A 19,260-nucleotide genomic window follows, 5' to 3' on the forward strand; every position below is an offset into this window, starting at 1 on the left:
GCGTGTATGGCGCGTATCAGGAGCAGGACTTGTAGAAGTGCTTCCAACCGCCGGTGGGCATGGAAGGCAGTTCGGCCGGGGTCCCGGTCTCGCCGTACTTCTGCTGCAGCTCGTAGTCGAAGGCACCGGGGCCGCTGCCCGGCTTGGTCAGGCGCACGGACCGCTCGATCACTCCGTCGCCGGCGTTGTTGAGGATCGCGAGGTCCGGGTACGTGTCGTCGCCGTAGTTGGCGATGCGGAGCTGCTTGGCCTCGCCGAGGTCGCCGATGTCGGAGTGCCGGGCGGCGGCGGAGGACAGGTTCGACCGCTTGAGCGGGCCGGGGCGGAATTCAGCGACGCGTGCCTTGTTGGGGTCGTCCCCGCCGGCGGGCGTCACGAGGTTGACGACCATGTCCAGGGTGCCGTCCTTCTGGAAGTCGGCGACCGCGGCGGTGGCGACCTCGCCCGTCTTCGCGCCGAGGAGCTTGGCGACCGTCTTCTTGCTGCCGAACGAGCCGTCCGCGGCGCCCCACTGGACCGTCGTCTTGGTGCCGGTGTGCCCGGGGTTGACGATCTTGTCCGGACGGCCGTCGCCGTCCAGGTCGCCGACCAGCGTCGTGGCGCCGGACAGACACGGGGCCGTCGCGGCGGCAGCCTCGCCGGACCGCGCCGCGCCACTCGATCCTGACGACCCCGCCGCGTTGGCCTGGTACCCGGCGGCGGTCAGCGTCAGGGCGAGCGCCGCCACCGGGGCGGCGATCAGGCGTGAGCGCTTGCGCAGCATCTGTGAACTCCTCATGTCGTTGCTGTCGGGACGTGCCTCCCGGGTCTCTCGGGTCTCCCGTAAGGGCACGGCTTGAGCTTGCGGGGTGATCCGCTCCGACCGCCACGAAAGCCGGGCAGTTGGGGACGCTGGAACGAGAAATACGCCTTTGACCAGCTGAAACGTAAGCGGCCTGGAACGCTGAGATGGGACGCGCGGGTCTCATCGGGCAAGCGGAGGGGCAGTGTCTGGGGTCATTTGGGGAAGCACTGGAGGAATCACCGAGCAGGCGCCGCGATCGTCGTCGCCGCAATCGTCGTCGCCGCGAACGACGTTAGTGAGGCGACGGAGTATTTGGCAGTGTCAGATTTTCTTCACACCACGTGACTTCTGAGTGGCCGCGCCGTTCAGGGCTGCTGACCCACGGCGTTGGGGGCGTGTGTCTGCCTGTCGGCGTCGGCCGCGCGTTCAGGCTGGGTGCGGAGTTCGCCGCGGCTCCACAAGGGGTGCGGGGCGCCGGAAGGGTCGTGTGGCGGGCGCATTCTGTCACTTAGCGACAGTGTCACTAAGTGACAGATGGCGCAAGCGTGCGACTCCTCGAAAGGCGGGAGCGGCAGTCCAGACACGTCACTCGGTGACTGTCTTCCTGGAGACCAGGCTCGGGCCGTGCGCGACGCCACCGGAGGAACGATCGGCGGCGTGGCCGCCCCTGACATGGCGGAAATCCCGTGGCCTCAGCCGACGCGGATCGAGGTGACCTCGTAGTGGACGGCCGAACTCATCGACAACCCGCGACAGGTCAGCTGACTCGGTGGTGTGCGATAGGAGCGCACCTCGATGTCGAGAGCCGCCGGACCAGGCGGACGGCCGGTGACGCGGATCCGCCAGCGGTCGTCTTCGCGGGATGTCTCGACGATGGCGTAGTCATGCCGACCGGCCGGGCCGAAGCGCCCGAGTGCGGCTGCGACCGCGGCCTGCTGCGGAGGGAAGAGATCCGTGTATCCACGCAGGTGCTCCGCGTGGATACGGCCGGTCAGGTGCCCTTCGACCGCCGCCACGGACGATCTGGCGTCGAGATTGCCGTAGTAGACACCGTCCGGCGCGACAACGACGTTGGCGGCGAATCTGTCGCCGCCCACATGGGTGCATTCCCACACCAGATTCGGCCAGCGCTCGCTCAGGGCGCGACCCACAGGACGGCCGCGTACGGCGCAGCAGGTGTCGTGCTGACCGTGGGCGCAGACGAGGACGACGGGCGGGCGGCCGAGCTCTCCGGGGGTGCCGAGGGCATCGACGATCTGCGCCAAGTCCTCGTCGCGGCTCCACGTGCCCCATTGCTGGCGGTGGGCGCCGGAACTGTCGTAGCGCAGTACGGCCCAGCGCCTGGGGGCCTCGGGGCTGTGGCGTCCGTGCCGTCTGATCAGAAGCATCCGGGCCCGCACCGCTTGGGCGGCGGAGAACACCAGGCCTTTGGTCGCGGGATCGAGATCGAGGCCGTCGAAACCGTTGGGCGGCCAGCCGCCCCGGTACTCGATGAGGATCCAGACAGAGCCGTACGGTGCTGTGCCCGCGAGCGAGTCGCCGCGTGTCCGGGCGGCCTCGGCGCAGAAGAAGCGCTCCGCCGCCGTCACAGCGGCCACGTCACTGTTCGGCGGGCACCAGCACACCCGCGCGCAACAGCCTCTCGACGAGGTCGACGCCGAGATCACCGGACATGTGGACCTCGCCGTCGAGCACACGGGTGACCGACGGCAGATCAGCCTCCGGGAAGTCGAGCCAGCCCACACGTGTGGCCAGGCGTCGGCCCTCAAGTCGCACGTCCAGCGCCTCACGGAGCCGCACCGGTGAGTCGGGGCCCAGGCTGTCGACGGCCGCGAGCTGGGCCAGCGGCCCCAGGGGCGCGGGGCGCCCCTGGCCTCGCCTGGCGCGGTGGAACAACGGAGCGCAGTTGGCCTTCGTGACGGCGGCGACGAGGTGTTCGCGGACGATGTCGATCTCACCTTCCGGCCCGTCCACGCCCAGGGGCAGTGTGCCGCGCATCCGGGGATCGTCGCGCAACGTCGCGAGTGCGGCCTTGGCGAGCTGTTCGGCGAGCCCGTAGCGCGTCCAGCCGTGGATCCCGAGCGTCAGATGGATCGAGACCTCGCCCTGCGCCCGCGCGGCGTGCAGCCAGCCACGCGGGAGGTAGAGAACGTCACCGGGCTCGAGAACGGTGTCGATGCGGGCCTCGCCCTTCGCGGCGTCGGCGACGGCGTCGCGGCGATCGGTCCAGGGCTGGTCGCGCAGCGGGTCGGGATGGACGGGCTCGTGGATGAGCCAGCGCTTTGTGCCGTCGATCTGGAGAACGAAGACGTCGTGTACGTCGTAGTGGTCGTCGAACCCGCGGTTCTGCGGCGGCGTGACATAGGCGTTGGCCTGCACCGGATGCCCCAGCTCCGTGCTCAGCCGGGCACTGAAGTCCGCGACAGGCCCCCACGTGCGCTGCAGAGCTTGCAGGACGAGCGTGGCGCCGTCGGCGAACTCGCGCCACAGAGCGGTGTCGTCGAGCTGGTCGGCGATGGTGGCGCCGACACCGCCGGGCGCGGTGAACGACGACTCGGGGAGCGTGGAGCCGTTCTTGGCGACGCGGAGGAAAGGCGTACGCAGCCCGCGACGCGAGATGAGTTCGTCCACGGCGTCGGCGGAGAACAGATCGGAGAAGTCGCTCGCACGGCGTGTGAGCAGCGCTGTGCGCGCCCAGACGTCGCGGGCGAATTCATCTCGGCTCAGGCCGGTCAGACGTGTCTCCAGAACGCCGACGCCCGCAGTGGCGCCGACGTCCTGAAGCTCGGTCGGGGGAGCACTCAAACGCCGCTGCCGGACTCGTCGGCTCCGCCGTCGGCGCCGCCGTCGTGGACGCCGGGCTTGCCCGCCGCGCCGCCGTCTGCCGGGCCTTCGGCTCCGCCGTCCGCGCCGCCGTCGTGGACGCCGGGGGTGCCTGCCGCGCCGCCGTCCGCGGGGCCTTCGGCTCCGCCGTCCGCGCCGCCGTCGTGGACACCGGGCTTGCCCGCCGCTCCGCCGTCCGCCGGGCCTTCCTGCTGGTTCGGATCCTGCTCGGGGTTGGACATAGTGCCTCCTGAGAATCGAACGGCTGGGATCGGGCGCACCCTCAAGACAGGGCCCTCTCTGCTTCCACCAAGCTCGCTCACGCGATTGGGGTCGGCAACCTGAAGGGATCACGGGGCGCCCGGTCGGCTTCTCGGGCCGGCGGTCGTCGGCGAGGCCGCCGTCAGCTCTGAGTGAGCACCACGTCCTGCCGCTGCGAGGCGTGGAAGCGGGGCAGCGGGAGCCCGCTGCGCGAGTCCAGTTCCATCACGGAAGCCTCGACGTGGCCGGCGCCCGGCTTGAGGGCGGCGGGCGAAGGGCGTCCCGTGTTGGTCCAGGCGTGCTGCTCACCGTCGCAGACCGCACGGGTGCCGCCGATGCCGTACCGGACGCTTTGATTGCCCTGGGTCAGAGAAGAGGACACGAAGACGGGGCCAGTGCCACCGGTGCACTGGTAAGTGCCGGAGAGGGTGACGGTGCCGTCCGGGGCGAGGCGGCCTGCGGGGTCGATGGTCACCGTCTCGTGCGGGTCGGCGAGCGCATCGGCAGCGGGTGCGGTGCACAGCAACAGTGAAGCGGTGAAGACCATGGTGGCCTGGCGCAATGACATGGGGCCTCTTGGGTGAGGGGAGACGGAACTCGAAGTTCCGTCAGCAGCGGGCCTGGTGGAGTTGCGTGCCCCGGTCGCCGGAGGGGAATGCCCCCCCCCGGCGACCGGGGCAGCGGCGAGCGGGAGGCACGCGGCCACCGTCATCTCGCCGCCACGTCAGTTCATCCGTTGGCTGTGCCGTTGCCGGAGAGCACCGGAACGTCCTGGACGAGGTGCGACAGCGGCTCGTCGCCCTTGGACTGCGTGGAGTTATCGGCGCACTGCTGGTTCTGGGGCGCCGAGAGGACCGGCACGTCCTGCACGGCGACCGGCACGAGAATGCCGACGAGGGAGCCCACGTTCGCCTTGACGGGCACACCGGCGCAGAGCTTGTTCAACGAGCCCTGGATCGCGGCACCTTGGAGGCTCTGGTTGCCGTGGGTGGCACTGTTGCCGAAGGCTTCCTTGGCGTTGTTGCCACTGGCGCTGGTGGTGCCGTTGTCGTCGCCGACGGCGGCCGCGCCGCCGGCGCTGCCGACCAGGGAGAGGGCGGCAAGGCTGAGAGCCAGCGGGAAGGTACGGGTTCGCATGTCACTCCAGTACGAAACTTTGGTTGAGGACATGAATCAATACAGCGTCAAGGCCTTGGGGCCGGGCATATTCGCCCATTGGCAGAGTGTCGGCGGGGCAGAACTGACGGCAGGACAGGAAAGCGTATGAGCACACGCGGGTAGGTCATGTGGTGCGCCGTGCGCGGAGGAGTTGGGGCATCCGGGCGCCGGGCCGTCCGGCGCCCGGAGCCCGGCACCCCGGGGGCGGGACGGGGTGTTGGGGCGGTCCGCGCGGGCATCGACGCGACAACAGGCCGTAGGAGTCCGTCAGTTGGCCGAGTCGCGTGCGTGCCTCGTCCGGGTGGCAGGTGACCACGGTGGATCGGGCTGGACGTGCCGCGCGACCGCGTGCTGCTCCAGGAGAGTGAGCGGGCTTCGGCGCTCGCCGGGCCGCGGGAGCTCGCCGAGCAGGCCCGGCGGAGCGGCATCCTCACCGAAGGCGGGTCATGATGGCTTCGTGGCGGCAGAGAGCGCGCGGTACACCGAAGACGGCCATTTCGTCATCATCAAGGGGCGACGCTGGCGGGCGACTGACCCCCGCCTGCCCCACGAAGTGGAAGAGCGCCTGACTCACCACCTGATGTCAGCCCGCCGGGCCGTGGCCGCCGCGGGCGACGACGAAGACGCACGGAAAGCGGCCCGAGCCCGCGTACAGCTCGCGAAGACGGGACTGGGGGAGCGCGGCACGGCCTGGTGGGAACAGACCCTGGCCGAACGGCGCCGACGCTGGGACGACTGCCTGCGCCGACTGGAACAATGAAATGAGGGTGCTCCCTCCTGACTGCTCCCGACGACGCTGATCGGAGCAAGGGTGCGACACGGGCAGTGGACCGGTTCGCCCTAGGCGGACGCCTCCGCGCGCTCCCTCACGTACACGTTGCGCGCCTCGATGAGCCCGTGCATGTACCGGCCGAGAGCCGCCGTCTCCACAGCCGTTCCCAGCGGGCCGAACGGCGCCGCGAATTCGATCACGTCGCGCATCACCGTGCCCCCGCGCCCGTCCGGTGCGAAGTGGTGCGTGTGGTGCCACCGCTTGAACGGCCCGGCCACCTGCTCGTCCACGAATATTGCGGGCCGCTCGTACGCGCTGATGCGTGAGGTCATCCGCCACCGCACACCGAAGTGCCGGGCCTGCCAGGTCACCGTGTCGCCGAGCGTCATACGTCCGGCGCGGACCCCGCCGACGATCCGCTCCCCGGAGTCGGCCATGGACGCGGTGTGCAGGTCCACGTCCAACGACAGGTCGAAGACGGCTGCCGGAGACGCGGAGATGTGCGTGACGGTCTCGAAGCGCTTCATGCCGGGATGCTCGCACAAGCACTCGGCCAGTGGATCAACCGCCTGCCGCTCCCACCCGGCCCCTTGCCCGAACCCGATCGATGGACCACGCACCCGGGCCCACCGCTACGGCCGCCCGTGCCGCGGGCTCCCGGTCGGCTTCGAGGCGCCGAACACGGCGTCGGGCGACGGCGGGTGATCGAGCGTCAAAGGCCGTTGTCAGTGCCTACCCATAGAGTGAAATCAGTCGGGAAGCCCTCGAAGAAGGAGCAGAAACATGTCCGCCAACAGGATCCAGCACAAGGTGAATCACGTGGCGCTGGTAGTGGACTGTTCGGGTTCCATGCGTCCGCACCAGGATCAGCTCGTCCGCGTCGTGGACGAGTTCGTGTCGGGTTTGAAAGCAGAGTCGGACAGCCTCGGCCACGAGACCCGAATCAGCCTCTACTCCTTCGACCACCGCGTGGAGAACCTCGTTTGGGACATGGACGTGAAGCACCTGCCGTCCATGCGGGGTCTTTATCAGGTCAACAATGGTGCCACGGCCCTCATCGAGGCTTCCCTGAAGTCTCTGGACGACCTGGAACACATATGGGAGGAATACGGCGAGCACAGCTTCCTCCAGATAGTGGTGACGGACGGCGAGGAGAACGCCTCCGGCGGCAACAGGCGGCACGACGGCGACATGACCATCCTCGGACCCTGGCTGGACAAGATCGCGGCGAAGATGGGCGGGCTTCCGGGCCACTGGACCTCGGCGATCCTCGTTCCGAATTCCCTGGCCAAGCGGACCGCCCAGAACTACGGCTTCCCAGCCGGAAACATAGCCATCTGGGACGCGGATTCCCAGGAGGGCGTCGAAGAGGCGATAGGCACCGTACGCGCGGCCGCCACCAGTTTCCTCCGGGCCCGCGAGCAGGGTGTGCGTGGAACGAAGAATCTGTTCGCCGTCGGTCAGGACATATCGATTGACGAAGTGCGGGCGAATCTCGAACCGGTTCCGGCCGACATGTACCGGCTCCTCAAGGTCGACAAGGAGATCGAGATCCGCCCCTTCGTCGATTCGCATCCGGGCGTGACGTACGAACGCGGTGCTTGTTACTACCAGTTGGGCGCCCGCGCTCAGGTCCAGCCGAACAAGGAAGTCATCGTGGTCGAGAAAGACACCGATCGCGCCTATACGGGAGACGCGGCGCGCAGCCTTCTGTTCGGTTCGGGTATTCAGGGAACCGTCTCGGTGAAGGCGGGCAACAATCCCAAGCTGGAGGTCTATGTGCAGAGTCGTTCGGTGAACAGGAAGCTCAAGCCGAAGACACGTCTGCTCATCATGCTCTGAGACGCCCGACCCCTCCTGCCCCTTGACGCCCGCCCCCTACTGCCCCTACTGCCCCTCGACCGAGTCCCGCTGGCTCGTGGGACGGCGGCACGTCCTGTCGCCCGGAGGGCAGCGGCACGGTGGAGCGCCGGGGGAGCCGCCCTTGCGGCGCGGCGAGGATGGCACCCGCCAAGAGCACCGGAGCCCCACCGCCTGCACGGCGGCGAGGGACCCCCTAGGAGCAGAGTGCCGCAGGCGGTGTCGGCCACGGCGTCACGCCCGGCTTCTTTCGACGCGCCTGAGCTCAGCCCCGGGCCAGGACCACGACCGCGTTGTGGCCGCCGAAGCCGAAGGAGTCGCTGACGGCGACGGCCGAGGTGACGGTCCTGGCGCTGGCGGCGACCACGTCGATGTCGAGCGCCGGATCCGGGTCGGTCAGCCCCGCGGTGGGCGGGACGAGGTCCGCGCCCAGCGCCAGTACCGTCAGAGCGGCTTCGATCGCGCCTGCCGCGCCGAGAGTGTGGCCAAGAGCCCCCTTGGCGGAGGTGACGGGCGGCCGGTGCGGGAGGACACGAGCCAGGACCGCCGCCTCCATCGCGTCGCCACGCGGGGTGGAGGTGCCGTGCGCGTTGACATGGTCGACGTCGCCGGGGGCGACCCCGGCCTCGGCGAGCGCGGCGCGCAGGGCCCGCTCGGCGTGGCGCCCCTCGGGGTGCGGGGCCACCAGATGGTGGGCGTCGCTGCTCGCCCCGTAACCGATGAGCCGGGCGAGCCGGGGTGCCGAGCGGGCGGCCGCGTGCTCGGGCCGTTCCAGGATCAGGGCGCCCGCGCCCTCGGCGATGACGAAGCCGTCGCGGGCCGTGTCGAACGGGCGGGAGCACCGGTCGGACAGCGCCCTGAGCTGGGCGAAGCCGGTCACCATGAGCGGAGTGACGGCCGCGTCGGCACCGCAGACCACGGCGATGTCGCACTGGCCCGAGGCGAGCAGGTCACGGGCCGTGCCGAGGGCGGTGGCCCCCGAGGCGCACGCGGTCGCGACGTTCAGGGTCGGCCCCGTCACACCGAGGTGCAGGGCGATGGCGGCACACACCATGTTGGGCAGATAGCCGGTCAGGAAGTACGGGGAGACACTCCGCGGGCCGTCGGCGGCGAGGCGAGCCCCGGCGGCCCGCTGGGTGTGCATGCCGCCGACGGAGCAGCCGGTGACGACGGCGACGCGGGCGGGGTCCCACTCGGCGGGGTCGAGCTTGGCCGCGTCCAGGGCCTGGGCGACGGCGGCCAGGCCCATGCGGGCGCCGGGATCGAGCTGCGCGGCGCCGGGCTGCCGCGGACGAAGCTCGTCCACGGCGTCGACGCGGCAGCTCAGAGAGACCTGAAGGTCCCGCAGTTCCGGGTCGGTCCTCGCGGTCGCGCGTCCTTCGCGGACCGCGGCCCAGGTGCTCTCCGTGTCGGCCCCCGCCGCGGTGACCAGGCCGAGGCCGGTCACCGCGACGGTGGTGTCCCGCGTCATCCGGCGCGGCGCTCGTCGACGCGGGCGGAGAATTCGGCGAAGGTGAGCTCCCGCAGTTCGTCCTCGGTGGCGCTGACGTCCAGTTCGTCCTTGAGCGTGATGGCCATCTCGACGACCATCAGCGAGTCGGCGAGCAGGTCGGTCATGCGGGCATCGGCCCGGACTGCGGCCGGGTCGACGTCGAACTTGGCGACGAGCAGGCCGGTGATCAGATCCGCGGTCGCAGGTGACGCAGAGGTACTCATGGCTGGCCTTTCCCTTGACGCGTCCGGAATTCGGGCGCTAGTGAGAGAGACCACCTCAATGGCATCTTTAGGCTTGCGAAGGCCCATTTTCAGCTGAAAGTGGGATCTTGTGACAGATGTAACGGATATGAAGGATACGGAAGACGCGTCAGAAGCGGGTCCTGGACCTTTGACCGAAGCCGGCGCCGACCTGTTGGACGGCGTACTGACCTGGCTAGCCGACGACTACCTCCGCGTGGAGGTGTCGGGTCTGGAGAACGTGCCGCTGGCCGGGCCCGCGCTCATGGTCGCCAACCACTCCGGCGCCTGGGGGCTCGACGCTTTCGTCCTGCACAAGCTCCTGCACCGTCGGCTGCGACGGCCGGTGCACTTCTACGCCTCCGCGTCGGTCTTCCGGCTGCCGCCCCTTGCCGCGTACGCCCGTCGGCACGACGTCTTCACCGACGATCCGACCCTGGGCCGGGACCGGCTGGAGGCGGGGCACATCGTCGCTGTGTTCCCCGAGGGACTCGACGGGGTCGGCAAGCCGTTCTCGCAGCGCTACCGGCTGCGCCCCTTCGGCCCGGGTTTCGCGGTCACCGCCGTGCAGACCGGTGTGCCGGTGGTGCCCGTGTCGATCGTCGGCGCCGAGGAGACGTATCCGAAGCTCGGTGAGATCCGGGCCCTGGCCCGCCGCTTCGACCTGCCGTACTTCCCTCTCACCACCCCGCTGCCGCTTCCGGCGAAGTGGCGGATCAGCATCGGCGAGCCGGTCCCCGCCCCGGCCCGCGCGGCTTCCTTCGCGGCCCGCTCGGCGGCGGCGCGGCGGCTGTGCGACGAGGTCTGGTTCACCGTCCAGGGCATGGTCGACCGGGACCGGCACCGCCGGGCGACACCGTTCTGGTAGGGGGAGCCCGGGCTCAGTTCGTCAGCCAATCGGCGGCCCGGCGTGCGTCGGCGGCAGCGCGGGCGCAGCGCTCGGCGTGGGCGAGCAACGTCATCCGGCAGTGCTCACCGAACGCGTCGTGGTTCCAGCCGGGCTGGTGTGCGCAGTCGGCGAGTTTCCGGGCGTGCTCGTCCAGGCTGCGGGCGCCTGCCGCGGTGAGCGCGGCGTAGTGGGCGGGGCTCTGTCCGGCGCTTGGCGGCACGTACCCGTCGGCCACCGGGCGGGCGCCGGCGCCGTGCGGTGGGTGGCCGGCCGGGTGATCGGCGTCCGCGAGGGCGATGCGGAGAGAAGCGGCGGGCAGGGTGGCAGGCAGCGCGTCGGGGGTGAGGTGCGGGGCCAGGACGATCGGTTCGGCGTGCTGGGTGAGAGCGCGGACCAGTTCGGTGGCGGCGAGGACGGCGAGTTCGGCCGCGGCGCACGGGGCGGGCGCCGCGCACAGGGACACCGACGGGTCGTCGCCGTGGCCCTGTGTTTCGTCCAGGTCGCGCAGCCAGGCGGTCGCGCACAGGATCTCGGTGCCGGTCGCGACGGTCAGGTCGTGCCATGCGAAGGGGGCGCGGATCTCGTGCACGGTGGCGGCCAGCGGCGGGTAGCGGTGCAGGGCCTCGCTGACGGCTCGCTCGGCTCCCTCAGCCCGCTCGGTGCGGTCGGCCTCCTCGGCTCGCTCGGTGCGGTCGGTGTTGGGCATCAGCGGCTGCACCGTCACCAGCGCCAGGGCCTGTGACGCCGTGTCGGTGAGGGCCCGGGTGACGGTCTCCAGGGCGTGCTCGAGCACGGCGTCCCTGGTGTCGTCGGTGAGATCGGCGGCGGCGAGTCCGCCCGGGTGCGCGTCATGGACGTACGGGTCGAGACGGCGGCGCAGAGCGGCGGCGCGGGCGGCGTACTCGGTGCTGTCATCGGACCGGGCGGTGGCTTCGAGGATGGCGCTGACGAGGCTGTCGTCGGCCGCGCCGTCCCCGAGGACGATCCGCCGTGCCAGGCGCGCCGTGTGCGCGCACCAGTCGGCGCGGGCGATGCTGCCGTCCGTGTGGCGACCGGCGTGGATGGCGGCGGCCTCTTCGCCGACGGCCGCCCGCATCTGGACGTGCAGCGCGTCGAGGGGGACGGGCAGCGTCACATGGGGTGTCAGCCGCAGGCGGCGCCCCTCTGCGGTCAGGGCGGTGACGGTGCCCCCGGCGTCGGCCTCGTCGGCCCCGCGGATCAGGCCGGCGGCGTCAGCGGCGCTCAACGGCATCAGGAAGGTGCCGAACGCGGTGCGCAGCCGGGTCGGCCTACCGGACGTGGTGCGCCGCAGCTGGGCAAGGACCTGCCGCGTCAGGTGCTGCCGGGTGAACGGTTTGAGGCCCAGGGCGCGCGCCGGGGCGTCGATCCAGGAGACGCGCTGCGCCGCGAGCGCGGCGCTGATCAGAGCGTTCTCCAGCGGCCAGGCCGTCGCGGGCCTGCGGGGAGCTGTCGTGGTGTCACTGGCGTTCATCGCCGGTCTCCCTATAGGGGGTTGCTGGCTGGCGGCGTCACTTGTCGCGCAGCAGATAGGGCTGGTTGTCGAGGATCTCGCCGTCGTAGAGGGTGATGAGCTCGTTCACGCGGGCCCGGTGCGGGAGATCGCCGCTGCGCAAGGTGCCCGCGTACGACTGAGGGGCGTGGGAGAGGGGATAGTCGTACGTCTCGTCCAGCCAGGAGAGCTCGACCCAGCTGTCCGGGATGTCGTTCGCACAGGCAGGACCGCGCCCGTCGAGGCCCGGGATGACGTCGTGCTCGTTGACGAGGCTGACCACCTGGGTTGTGGGGTCGGCTGGGCGCTTGGTGTCGATGGGGGAGCCGACGGTGATCACGTGCGTGAGCCGGTACGTGGACACGAAGTCGAGGTCGCAGGCGAGGTTCATGGCGGTGATTCCGCCGAGGCTGTGTCCGACGATCATCAACTCCGCACCCTGGGGCACCCCCGCGCGCAGCAGCATCTGTTTCGCGGACCGGCTGTACGTGGTGTCGGTGCGCAGCAGCGCGTCGAACGCGCCGACCAGGTCCTGCGGGGTGCTGTTGCTCAGCCGCCCGAAACTGGTGCCCGGCAGCAGCAGGACGTGCCGCGCCGTGCCGTCCGCGCAGGCGACGCGACGCAACAGGGCGAGCCCGTGGTTGCCGAGGGCGGAGATGTCGTCGATGTAGCGCACGATGTCGTTGTCGGAGCGGGCCAGGACGCGGGTCAGCATCGCGTCGGCCTCGGTGCGCTCGGCGCGCCCCGGGCCCGGGTTGAGGTGCCGGATCAGACCGGCGGGCAGGCCGAACAGCGGGTCGGTGGTGGGCACGCCGCCTGCCAGGGTGACCCAGGCGAAACTGTCGTTGGTCGGGTTCTCGTCGAGCAGTCCGGCAAGCGCGAGCAGCTCCATGATCACGGGACTGATCGTGGTCAAGGTGCGGGTGACGCCGAGAAGGTCCACCAACTCCCTCGCGGCACGCACCACTTCGAGCCTGCGTCCGGCGACCACGGCGTCCGTGAGCCTTTTGGCGAGCGGCGCCGCCAGGTTCGGGTGCTCTCGGGCGGCGGCCTCGATGCGCAGCGCGAAGGCGTCCACGGCCATCGCCACGCAGGCGGGCCGCCGGCGTGTCACGGCGCCCAGGGACCGGACGGTCTCTCCGACCAGGCCGCCGTTGGCGGCGAGGCCGAGCCCCGCGGGGTTCGACATGGCGCGGGCCGCCGAAAGGGCGGTGCCGAGCGCCCACGCGGGGCGCCGCAGCGCCTGCAGCCCGACCCGCCAGCTGGCACCGGCCGCGGTCAGTCCCGCGCCGGTCCGCCGTGCCGCGAGTGCGGCGTCCGCGAGCAGCACCGAGGTCGCGACCAGCAACTCGGCATCGGTCTGCGCCTGCTGTCCCTGCCGTCCCTGCTGTCCCTGCTGTTCTTGCTGTCCTTGGAGTCCCTGGTGTGTCGACTGTTCCTGTCGTACGGCCGTCCGCTCGCCGACGGCGTCGGTCGCGTCGGTCGCGTCGGCTGTCCGGGCTGTCATACCCGCCACCTCATCTCCGGGTGTTCCGGCCGGACGCGAGGTAACGCGCGACGCCGGGCCTGTCACTCCCAGCAGTAGAACCGCCGCCGTGCCGTTCGGCAGGCCACTGCCACCGCTCGGGTGAATCACCGAGCGTGTACGCGTGCCGGGGTCGACTGCCGACGGGTGCCCGTGAGCATCTTCCGGTGTGATCATCGGGCGAGAGGGTGCGGCAACGGCATGGGGGCGGTGGCTGTTGGCCGGTCTTCTCGTGACCGTGGGCTGCTGGTCGGCTGCCGGGTCCTCCGCCGCCGACGGCCCCGGCTCGCACGGCCTTGCCCTGGAGGTCACGGTGAACTCCCGGCCGGGCCTCGGCGCTCTGCACCCCGGCATCCGGACCGGCGCCGTCGTCGTCAAGTCCTACCGTCTCGTCAATCGCGGTGGCGCCGACCTGTACGAAGTGCGGGTGCGGGACCCCGGAATGCCGGGCGCCGTGATCCGCTGCCCCGGCGGACGGGACCGGGTGCCGATGCTGGCGGGGCTGCGTTCGGTGCGGTGCACGGCGACCGGCGCCGCGCGCCCCGGAGACTGGATCGGCGAGGTGCGGGCGGTCGGACAGCAGCCCTATCTGCGCGCGGGTGCCCTGCAGGCGGCCATGCGCTCCCTGCCCGCCGGTGGCGTGCGGGCGACCGCGCGTTCCGGGTACACCGGGGTCGGCGCGGCCCTGACCCTGACGGAGACGGCACGGGTCACCGGCCCGCGGCAGGCGGAGGTCCGCTACGTCCTGGCCAACCGGGGCAACCGGCCCGTCCACGGCGTCCGGATCACGGACCCGGTCCTTGCCCCGGCCCGGATCGCCTGTACGGGCGGGCGGCCCGTCGTCGCCCATCTCGCGGCAGGGGCGCATGCCGCGTGCACCGCCGTCGTCCGGCGCCCCCCTGGCACGTACGTCAGCGGGGGGCGCGCCGACGGCAGCGACCTGCTCCGCACCCTCGGCCCACGCGGTGAAGCGGTGATACCCCCGCGGTTGACGGCACGGGCCCTGGCGCGCTTCACGCTCCGGGCTCGGGCGCCCACAACTCCCTTGGCGCCACGGCCCCGGACGCCCGTGGTGAATCCCGGACAGCGGCCGCGAGCCGGGACACCAGCTTCCGTGCCCCGCCTCGCGTCACAGCTCCCCGCAGTACCCCTGCCGCCGGGCATCGCGGCACCCGGCGCCGCACCACCCGGCGGCGGGGCGCCTGGCGTCGGACCTCCGGGAGTCGCACCACCCGGGCCAGCCGCACCCGAGGAGGCAGCACCCGGTGTCGCTCCGCCCCCTCCGCCCGCCGTGCCCGACGGTGCGGGACAAGCTCCGGCAGCGGTTTCGCCCGCGGTGCCACCAGCCGCGGTTCTGCCGCCCGCGGTGCCACCAGCCGCTGTGCCGAAGGAGGCCGAGCCGCGGCATCCGCTGCTCAGCCGCTTCGTCCGGACAGACCACACTCCCACTGGCATGGGCATGGTGGCCGCGCTCTTGCTCGTCCTGCTGCCCGCAGCCATCGCGGCCGCCGTGTTCGGCTCCCGCAGACTCTGACCGTGCCGCCACGAAACGGGACCCATCGATGATCGAAAGCCTCGCCATCGTTCTGGGCGTCGCCCTGCTCGCAGCGGCGGTCGTTCTGCTCAAACACCGCTTCTGGCCGCCGGGTCCGGACGAGGAACCCCGCGAGGACGTCGCCGAGTACATCTCCATGATGGTCGGTGTCCTGTACGCCCTGGTCCTCGGCCTCGCCCTGGTGTCGGTCTGGGACACCCACTCCGGTGCCGAGGACCACACCGCCACCGAGGCCAGTGCCGCGCACCAGATCCATCTGATCGCCGCGGGCCTGCCCTCGGCGCAGGCCGGCCGGGTGCGGGGCGGGATCGAGAAGTACGTCCGGCACGTCACCGACACGGAGTGGCCCGCGATGGCCGAGCGCGCCCCGCTGGGCCCCGAGGGCTGGCGTCTGCTGGACGGGGTGCGCGCGGCGGGTCAGGTCCCCGCGGACGCCACACCGGCCGAAATGGCCACGGCCCAGGAGGTGTTGGCGCAGCTGAGCACTCTGGACGAGGCGCGTCGCGGCCGTGAGTCCGACTCCATGGAGCGCCTTTCACCGGTGATCTGGTTCGGCCTGATCGTCGGCGGCGCCCTCACCATCGCCTTCATGTTCATGTTCGGTGTCCAGCGCAGTTTCACCCATGTCGTGATGGTGATGGGCCTGTCCGCCCTCATCAGCTTCACCGTGCTTCTCATCTACCAAATGGACAGTCCGTTCCACGGGTTGTTCGCCGTCGACCCGGACGCTTTCACGCGCTACTTCTGACCACGACCTGGATCTGACGTCTTGGTGGCTTGCAAAATATATAGACCGGTCTAGTCTCCGTCCATGACGGAAACCAAGGAAGCCAGGGCCAGGCACGCACTGGTGCTGGGCGCGAGCGGCTTCATCGGACGCCACGTCGTGCTCACGCTCGGCCGGACCGGCGTCAGGGTGAGCGCGGCCGGTCGGAGCGAGGAGTCCTACCGGCGGTTGGTCCGGTGGCTGGCCCGGCACGGGTACGACCGGGCCCCGGCCGACCTCCGGGTCGATTTCACCAAGGCGTCGCTGATCGAGGGCGAGTTCGACGGCATCACCGAGATCTACAACTGCGCCGGTGCCTACCGGTTCGGGATGGCGGCGGAAGAGGCCCGTCGTGCCAACGTCGACAGCGTCCGCGCGGTCGTCGCGTTCGCGGCGCGACTACCGAACCTGCGGCGCCTGGTCCAGGTCTCCGGATACCGCGTGGGCGGTCAGGCCTCCGCCCCGTGGAGTGAACAGCGACGACGGGACACCTACCGGGAATTGGGCGCCTACGAGGCATCCCGCCTCGAGGCGGACGCCGTGTTCCAGGCCGAGGCGGCGCGGGCGGGCGTTCCCTGGACCATCGTCAACCCGCCCAGCGTGATCGGAGACAGCGTCACCGGGGAGTCCGACCAGTACCTGGGACTCGCCTCCAACGTGAAAGACCTCTGGCAGGGCTCACTCGCGGCGCTGCCGGGAAACGGTCAGACCTTCGTGCCGGTGGTCGCCGCCGACCACCTCGCCCGGTTCATGACCCTGCTCCCGACGGACGAGGCCACCCGACAGACCGCGTACTGGCCATTGGCCGACGACACGCCCGCACTGCCCGACCTGCTCACGCTCATCGCGGAGCACTACGGCGTCAAGGTGCCCCGGACACGTATCCCGGTACCCCTGCTCAAGCGGCTACCCCGCCGGCTCACCAAGGCCGATCCGGAGACCCTGACGTTCCTGTCGACCGACCGCTACCCGACCGACCCCGCCCATGCCTTCGCCGCCCGGCACGGGCTGACCATGCCGGACACCGGCACAACGATCCGCCGCTGGGCCGACCATCTGGCAGCCCACCGCTTCGGTGACGTCCCCGCAGGTGAAAGGCGGTTCACCGCACCGGGCGGAATACGCACGTTCGAACTCGGTGACGCGGGCGCCGCCACGGTGGTGCTGCCCGGTCTGCCGGTCAACGCCGACACCTGGGCGCCGGCCGTCGAGGCGCTCGGACATGCCCGTGCCGTCGACCTGCCGGGCCTGGGGATGAGTACGGGACGCCACCAGGACTGGCCGGCCTGGCTGAGCGCACTGGTGACGGAGACCGGTGCCCGTCATCTGGTGGGCCACTCCATCGGCGGCGCGGCCGCCGTCGAGGCCGCGCTCTCCCATCCCGGCGCTGTGGATCAACTCACCCTCGTGGCACCGTTCTTCCTGCAGCAGCCCCCGGCGCGCATGCTCAAGTGGACGCCCCTGACCCGCCAGTACCTGAGCCGGACGACTCCCGAGGCGCTTGCCGAACGGCTGACCGGCACCACGGGCCGAGCGGCCGCGCTCCGACCGGCTGTCGCGGATCTTCGCCGCGGCTCTGTCGCGGCCACCGTCGCCCGCCTCCTGGCTCTCGCCGCGAACCCACAGCGGCGCGCGGACCTCAGGGCCAAGCTTCAGCGCTACCCAGGGCGTGTCCACATCGTCGTGGGCTCCGACGATCCGCTCAACGCCGAGGGGCAGGCCCTGTTGGACACCCTCCCGCACGCCACCGTGACGGTGCTTGCCGACGCGGGCCACCATCCCCAGCTGACGCACCCGGAGGAGGTCGCCCGGGCCATCGGCGAGCAGAGCGCATCCCGGGTCGCCGGGGGCGGTTCATCCACCCCGGCCTCCTCGCCCCGGTGATCTCGGACGTTCCCGCACAGCTGAAGCCGGCGCTGTCCACAACGACCACGGTCCTGTCACGTACGTGCGCGTTCGAAGACCAGCTCACCCTCGATGAACGTCATCTCGACTTCGGTGGTGTGCACTTGGGTGATCTTCGCTTCGAAGGGGTTCTGGTCGACGACGATGACGTCGGCGAGCATGCCCGGTTCGATGCGGCCCAGGCTGTTCGCCATTCCCTCCTGGCGTGCGGAGTTGACCGTGAACAGGTCGAAGGCCTGTTCCAGCGTGATGGCCTGGGACGCGCCGAAGGAGTCGGCGCTGCCCCCTGGCGCCTGCCGGGTGACGAGCGTTTCGATGGCGGACCAAGGATTCACCGACGGCACGACACACCAGTCGGACCCCGGCACGACCAGTGCGCGGGCTTCGAGCATCTCGCGCACTGGCCAGACGCGTTCGATCGCTTCCGGGCCGACGGCCGCAGCGATGTCCGAGCAGATGGGGGAGGGCTGCCACAAGTACGGAGAGACTTCGAACGTCGCACCGATCCGCGACGCGCGCTCGATGTCGGACTTCGCCACGAACGTGCAGTGTCCTACGTTGTGCATGCAGGGGCCGTGGCCGTTCGCGGTACGGGCGGCCTCGATGGCGTCCAGCGCTGCCCTGACCGCGGCATCGCCGGCCGCGTGGAACTTGACCGTGATGCCCATCCGATCGAAGCGGGTCACAGCCCGATCGAGGACCGCCGGCGCGATCGCGAGCAGCCCATGCCGGCCGGCTTCGTCGTCCCGCCCCGCCACCGTGTCCGCGTAGGGCTCGATCATCGCCGCCGTGTGGCTGTCGGTCGGTACCCCGTCCAGGAAGATCTTCACGCAGTCGGGCGTGATGTGGGCGCTCGCGCAGAGGTTTCGCGCAGCGATCACGTCTTCACACGTGGGGTCGTTGGGGGACCACACGAGACTGAGACGCACCCGCTGCCCGACGGCTCCGCGCGCGGCGAGACGGGTGTAGGCCCGCAGTTCGGCTCGCGGCCCCGCGGTGAACCCGACCGCGGCTTCGGTGAACGACGTGATCCCGTAGGAGAGCATCTCCTTGAGGGACCACTCCAGAGCCGCCTCAACTTCTTCGTCGGCCGGTTTGGGGGCCGAGGCGGCGAGCAGATCGGCGGCGGTCTCGCGTTGTATGCCGCTCGGATCGCCCGCGGCGTCCCGCTCGAAGATGCCGCCCGGCGGGTCAGGTGTGCCGGGGCCGATTCCGGCGATCCTGAGTGCCGCGCTGTTCGCCCATGAACTGTGCCCGCTGGTGTCCTCCAGGAGGACCGGATGGGCGGGGGAGACGGCATCGAGCAGGGTCCGGTCCGGGATGGTGCCGAGCGCGGACGTGTCCCACTGCCCGCCGAGGACCCAGGTGCCGGGGGCGGTCCGAGATATGTGCTCGGCCACGATGTGGAGGGTGTCGGCGAGGCCCGAACCCTGCGGGACTTTGCAGCGGCGTTCGCGGATCCCGGCGTAGATCGGGTGCACGTGCAGGTCGTGCAGGCCCGGGAGGACGGTGGCGCCGGCCAGATCGACCACCCGCGTGCCCGGTCCGCGCCGTCGCAGCACATCCTTGTCGCCGCCGACCGTCTCGATGACACCGGCGCGTACGGCGAGCCCCTCGGCCCAGCCCGTTGATGTCCTGACGTGCCCACCCACCAGGATCGTGTCCGCGTACTGATCGGTCATGGCGCTCCACCTCCAGCTCGGCTCCTGCTCGGCTCT

General features: G+C 70.9%; 18 protein-coding genes. 6 read left to right on the plus strand and 12 right to left on the minus strand.

Features of this window, described 5'->3' with window-relative positions; translation table 11 throughout:
* Positions 1 to 16 precede the first annotated feature (16 nt).
* From ACFVXC_RS31755 to ACFVXC_RS31780, 6 genes are all read right to left on the minus strand, one after another.
* Complete coding sequence (locus ACFVXC_RS31755) at positions 17 to 763, minus strand: FG-GAP repeat domain-containing protein (protein ID WP_389912230.1); 747 nt, start codon at positions 761 to 763, stop codon at positions 17 to 19.
* Between the two features lie 713 nt (positions 764 to 1,476).
* A complete protein-coding gene (locus tag ACFVXC_RS31760; protein WP_389912366.1) occupies positions 1,477 to 2,373 on the minus strand; it encodes a sucrase ferredoxin in 897 nt (298 codons plus the stop codon).
* Between the two features lie 10 nt (positions 2,374 to 2,383).
* Positions 2,384 to 3,589 (minus strand): cupin domain-containing protein, encoded by a 1,206-nt coding sequence (locus tag ACFVXC_RS31765; RefSeq protein WP_389912233.1) that lies wholly within the window; start codon positions 3,587 to 3,589, stop codon positions 2,384 to 2,386.
* Complete coding sequence (locus ACFVXC_RS31770; protein WP_389912236.1) at positions 3,586 to 3,849, minus strand: BatC protein; 264 nt, start codon at positions 3,847 to 3,849, stop codon at positions 3,586 to 3,588. Before ACFVXC_RS31770 ends, ACFVXC_RS31765 begins: the two co-directional genes overlap by 4 nt.
* 161 nt (positions 3,850 to 4,010) lie before the next feature.
* Positions 4,011 to 4,436: a DUF6299 family protein gene (locus ACFVXC_RS31775; protein ID WP_389912239.1), complete on the minus strand. Its 426-nt coding sequence runs from the start codon at positions 4,434 to 4,436 to the stop codon at positions 4,011 to 4,013.
* A gap of 161 nt (positions 4,437 to 4,597) precedes the next feature.
* Complete coding sequence (locus ACFVXC_RS31780) at positions 4,598 to 5,005, minus strand: rodlin (protein ID WP_389912241.1); 408 nt, start codon at positions 5,003 to 5,005, stop codon at positions 4,598 to 4,600.
* A 478-nt stretch (positions 5,006 to 5,483) separates the two neighbouring features.
* Here ACFVXC_RS31780 and ACFVXC_RS31785 point away from each other — a divergent pair, with 478 nt between their 5' ends.
* Positions 5,484 to 5,786 carry a hypothetical protein gene (locus tag ACFVXC_RS31785; protein WP_389912244.1) on the plus strand — a complete coding sequence of 101 codons (303 nt, stop codon included), beginning with the start codon at positions 5,484 to 5,486 and terminating at the stop codon, positions 5,784 to 5,786.
* An 80-nt stretch (positions 5,787 to 5,866) separates the two neighbouring features.
* On the opposite strand, the gene ACFVXC_RS31790 is transcribed toward ACFVXC_RS31785, so the two are convergent.
* Entirely contained in the window at positions 5,867 to 6,325 is a 459-nt protein-coding gene (locus ACFVXC_RS31790; protein ID WP_389912246.1) for an SRPBCC family protein, read from the minus strand.
* 256 nt (positions 6,326 to 6,581) lie between these two features.
* Here ACFVXC_RS31790 and ACFVXC_RS31795 point away from each other — a divergent pair, with 256 nt between their 5' ends.
* On the plus strand, positions 6,582 to 7,640 hold the full coding sequence (locus ACFVXC_RS31795; protein WP_389912248.1) for a VWA domain-containing protein: 1,059 nt from the start codon (positions 6,582 to 6,584) through the stop codon (positions 7,638 to 7,640).
* A gap of 283 nt (positions 7,641 to 7,923) precedes the next feature.
* On the opposite strand, the gene ACFVXC_RS31800 is transcribed toward ACFVXC_RS31795, so the two are convergent.
* Positions 7,924 to 9,129 carry a beta-ketoacyl-[acyl-carrier-protein] synthase family protein gene (locus ACFVXC_RS31800; protein ID WP_389912251.1) on the minus strand — a complete coding sequence of 402 codons (1,206 nt, stop codon included), beginning with the start codon at positions 9,127 to 9,129 and terminating at the stop codon, positions 7,924 to 7,926.
* Positions 9,126 to 9,374, minus strand: a complete 249-nt coding sequence (locus tag ACFVXC_RS31805; protein ID WP_389912254.1) for an acyl carrier protein — start codon at positions 9,372 to 9,374, stop codon at positions 9,126 to 9,128. The genes ACFVXC_RS31800 and ACFVXC_RS31805 overlap by 4 nt, the downstream gene beginning before the upstream one ends.
* Before the next feature lie 169 nt (positions 9,375 to 9,543).
* Here ACFVXC_RS31805 and ACFVXC_RS31810 point away from each other — a divergent pair, with 169 nt between their 5' ends.
* Complete coding sequence (locus ACFVXC_RS31810) at positions 9,544 to 10,260, plus strand: 1-acyl-sn-glycerol-3-phosphate acyltransferase (RefSeq protein ID WP_389912256.1); 717 nt, start codon at positions 9,544 to 9,546, stop codon at positions 10,258 to 10,260.
* Positions 10,261 to 10,273: 13 nt separating this feature from the next.
* Here the strand turns inward: ACFVXC_RS31810 and ACFVXC_RS31815 are convergent, their stop codons facing one another.
* Both ACFVXC_RS31815 and ACFVXC_RS31820 read right to left on the minus strand, forming a co-directional pair.
* Positions 10,274 to 11,773 carry a hypothetical protein gene (locus ACFVXC_RS31815; RefSeq protein WP_389912258.1) on the minus strand — a complete coding sequence of 500 codons (1,500 nt, stop codon included), beginning with the start codon at positions 11,771 to 11,773 and terminating at the stop codon, positions 10,274 to 10,276.
* 37 nt (positions 11,774 to 11,810) lie between these two features.
* The gene (locus ACFVXC_RS31820; protein WP_389912261.1) at positions 11,811 to 13,298 is read right to left on the minus strand and encodes a hypothetical protein; all 1,488 of its coding nucleotides are present in this window, start codon (positions 13,296 to 13,298) and stop codon (positions 11,811 to 11,813) included.
* Between the two features lie 187 nt (positions 13,299 to 13,485).
* Between ACFVXC_RS31820 and ACFVXC_RS31825 the strand changes: the two genes are divergently transcribed.
* From ACFVXC_RS31825 to ACFVXC_RS31835, 3 genes are all read left to right on the plus strand, one after another.
* Positions 13,486 to 14,850, plus strand: coding sequence for a hypothetical protein (locus ACFVXC_RS31825; RefSeq protein ID WP_389912264.1), 1,365 nt, complete (start codon positions 13,486 to 13,488; stop codon positions 14,848 to 14,850).
* 28 nt (positions 14,851 to 14,878) lie between these two features.
* Positions 14,879 to 15,619 carry a hypothetical protein gene (locus ACFVXC_RS31830; protein ID WP_389912267.1) on the plus strand — a complete coding sequence of 247 codons (741 nt, stop codon included), beginning with the start codon at positions 14,879 to 14,881 and terminating at the stop codon, positions 15,617 to 15,619.
* Between the two features lie 63 nt (positions 15,620 to 15,682).
* Positions 15,683 to 17,521, plus strand: coding sequence for an alpha/beta fold hydrolase (locus tag ACFVXC_RS31835; RefSeq protein WP_389912270.1), 1,839 nt, complete (start codon positions 15,683 to 15,685; stop codon positions 17,519 to 17,521).
* 56 nt (positions 17,522 to 17,577) lie between these two features.
* On the opposite strand, the gene ACFVXC_RS31840 is transcribed toward ACFVXC_RS31835, so the two are convergent.
* Positions 17,578 to 19,224 carry an amidohydrolase gene (locus ACFVXC_RS31840; RefSeq protein ID WP_389912272.1) on the minus strand — a complete coding sequence of 549 codons (1,647 nt, stop codon included), beginning with the start codon at positions 19,222 to 19,224 and terminating at the stop codon, positions 17,578 to 17,580.
* Positions 19,225 to 19,260 lie beyond the last annotated feature (36 nt).

It is taken from the genome of Streptomyces sp. NPDC058257 (assembly GCF_042881845.1).
Classification (GTDB): domain Bacteria; phylum Actinomycetota; class Actinomycetes; order Streptomycetales; family Streptomycetaceae; genus Streptomyces.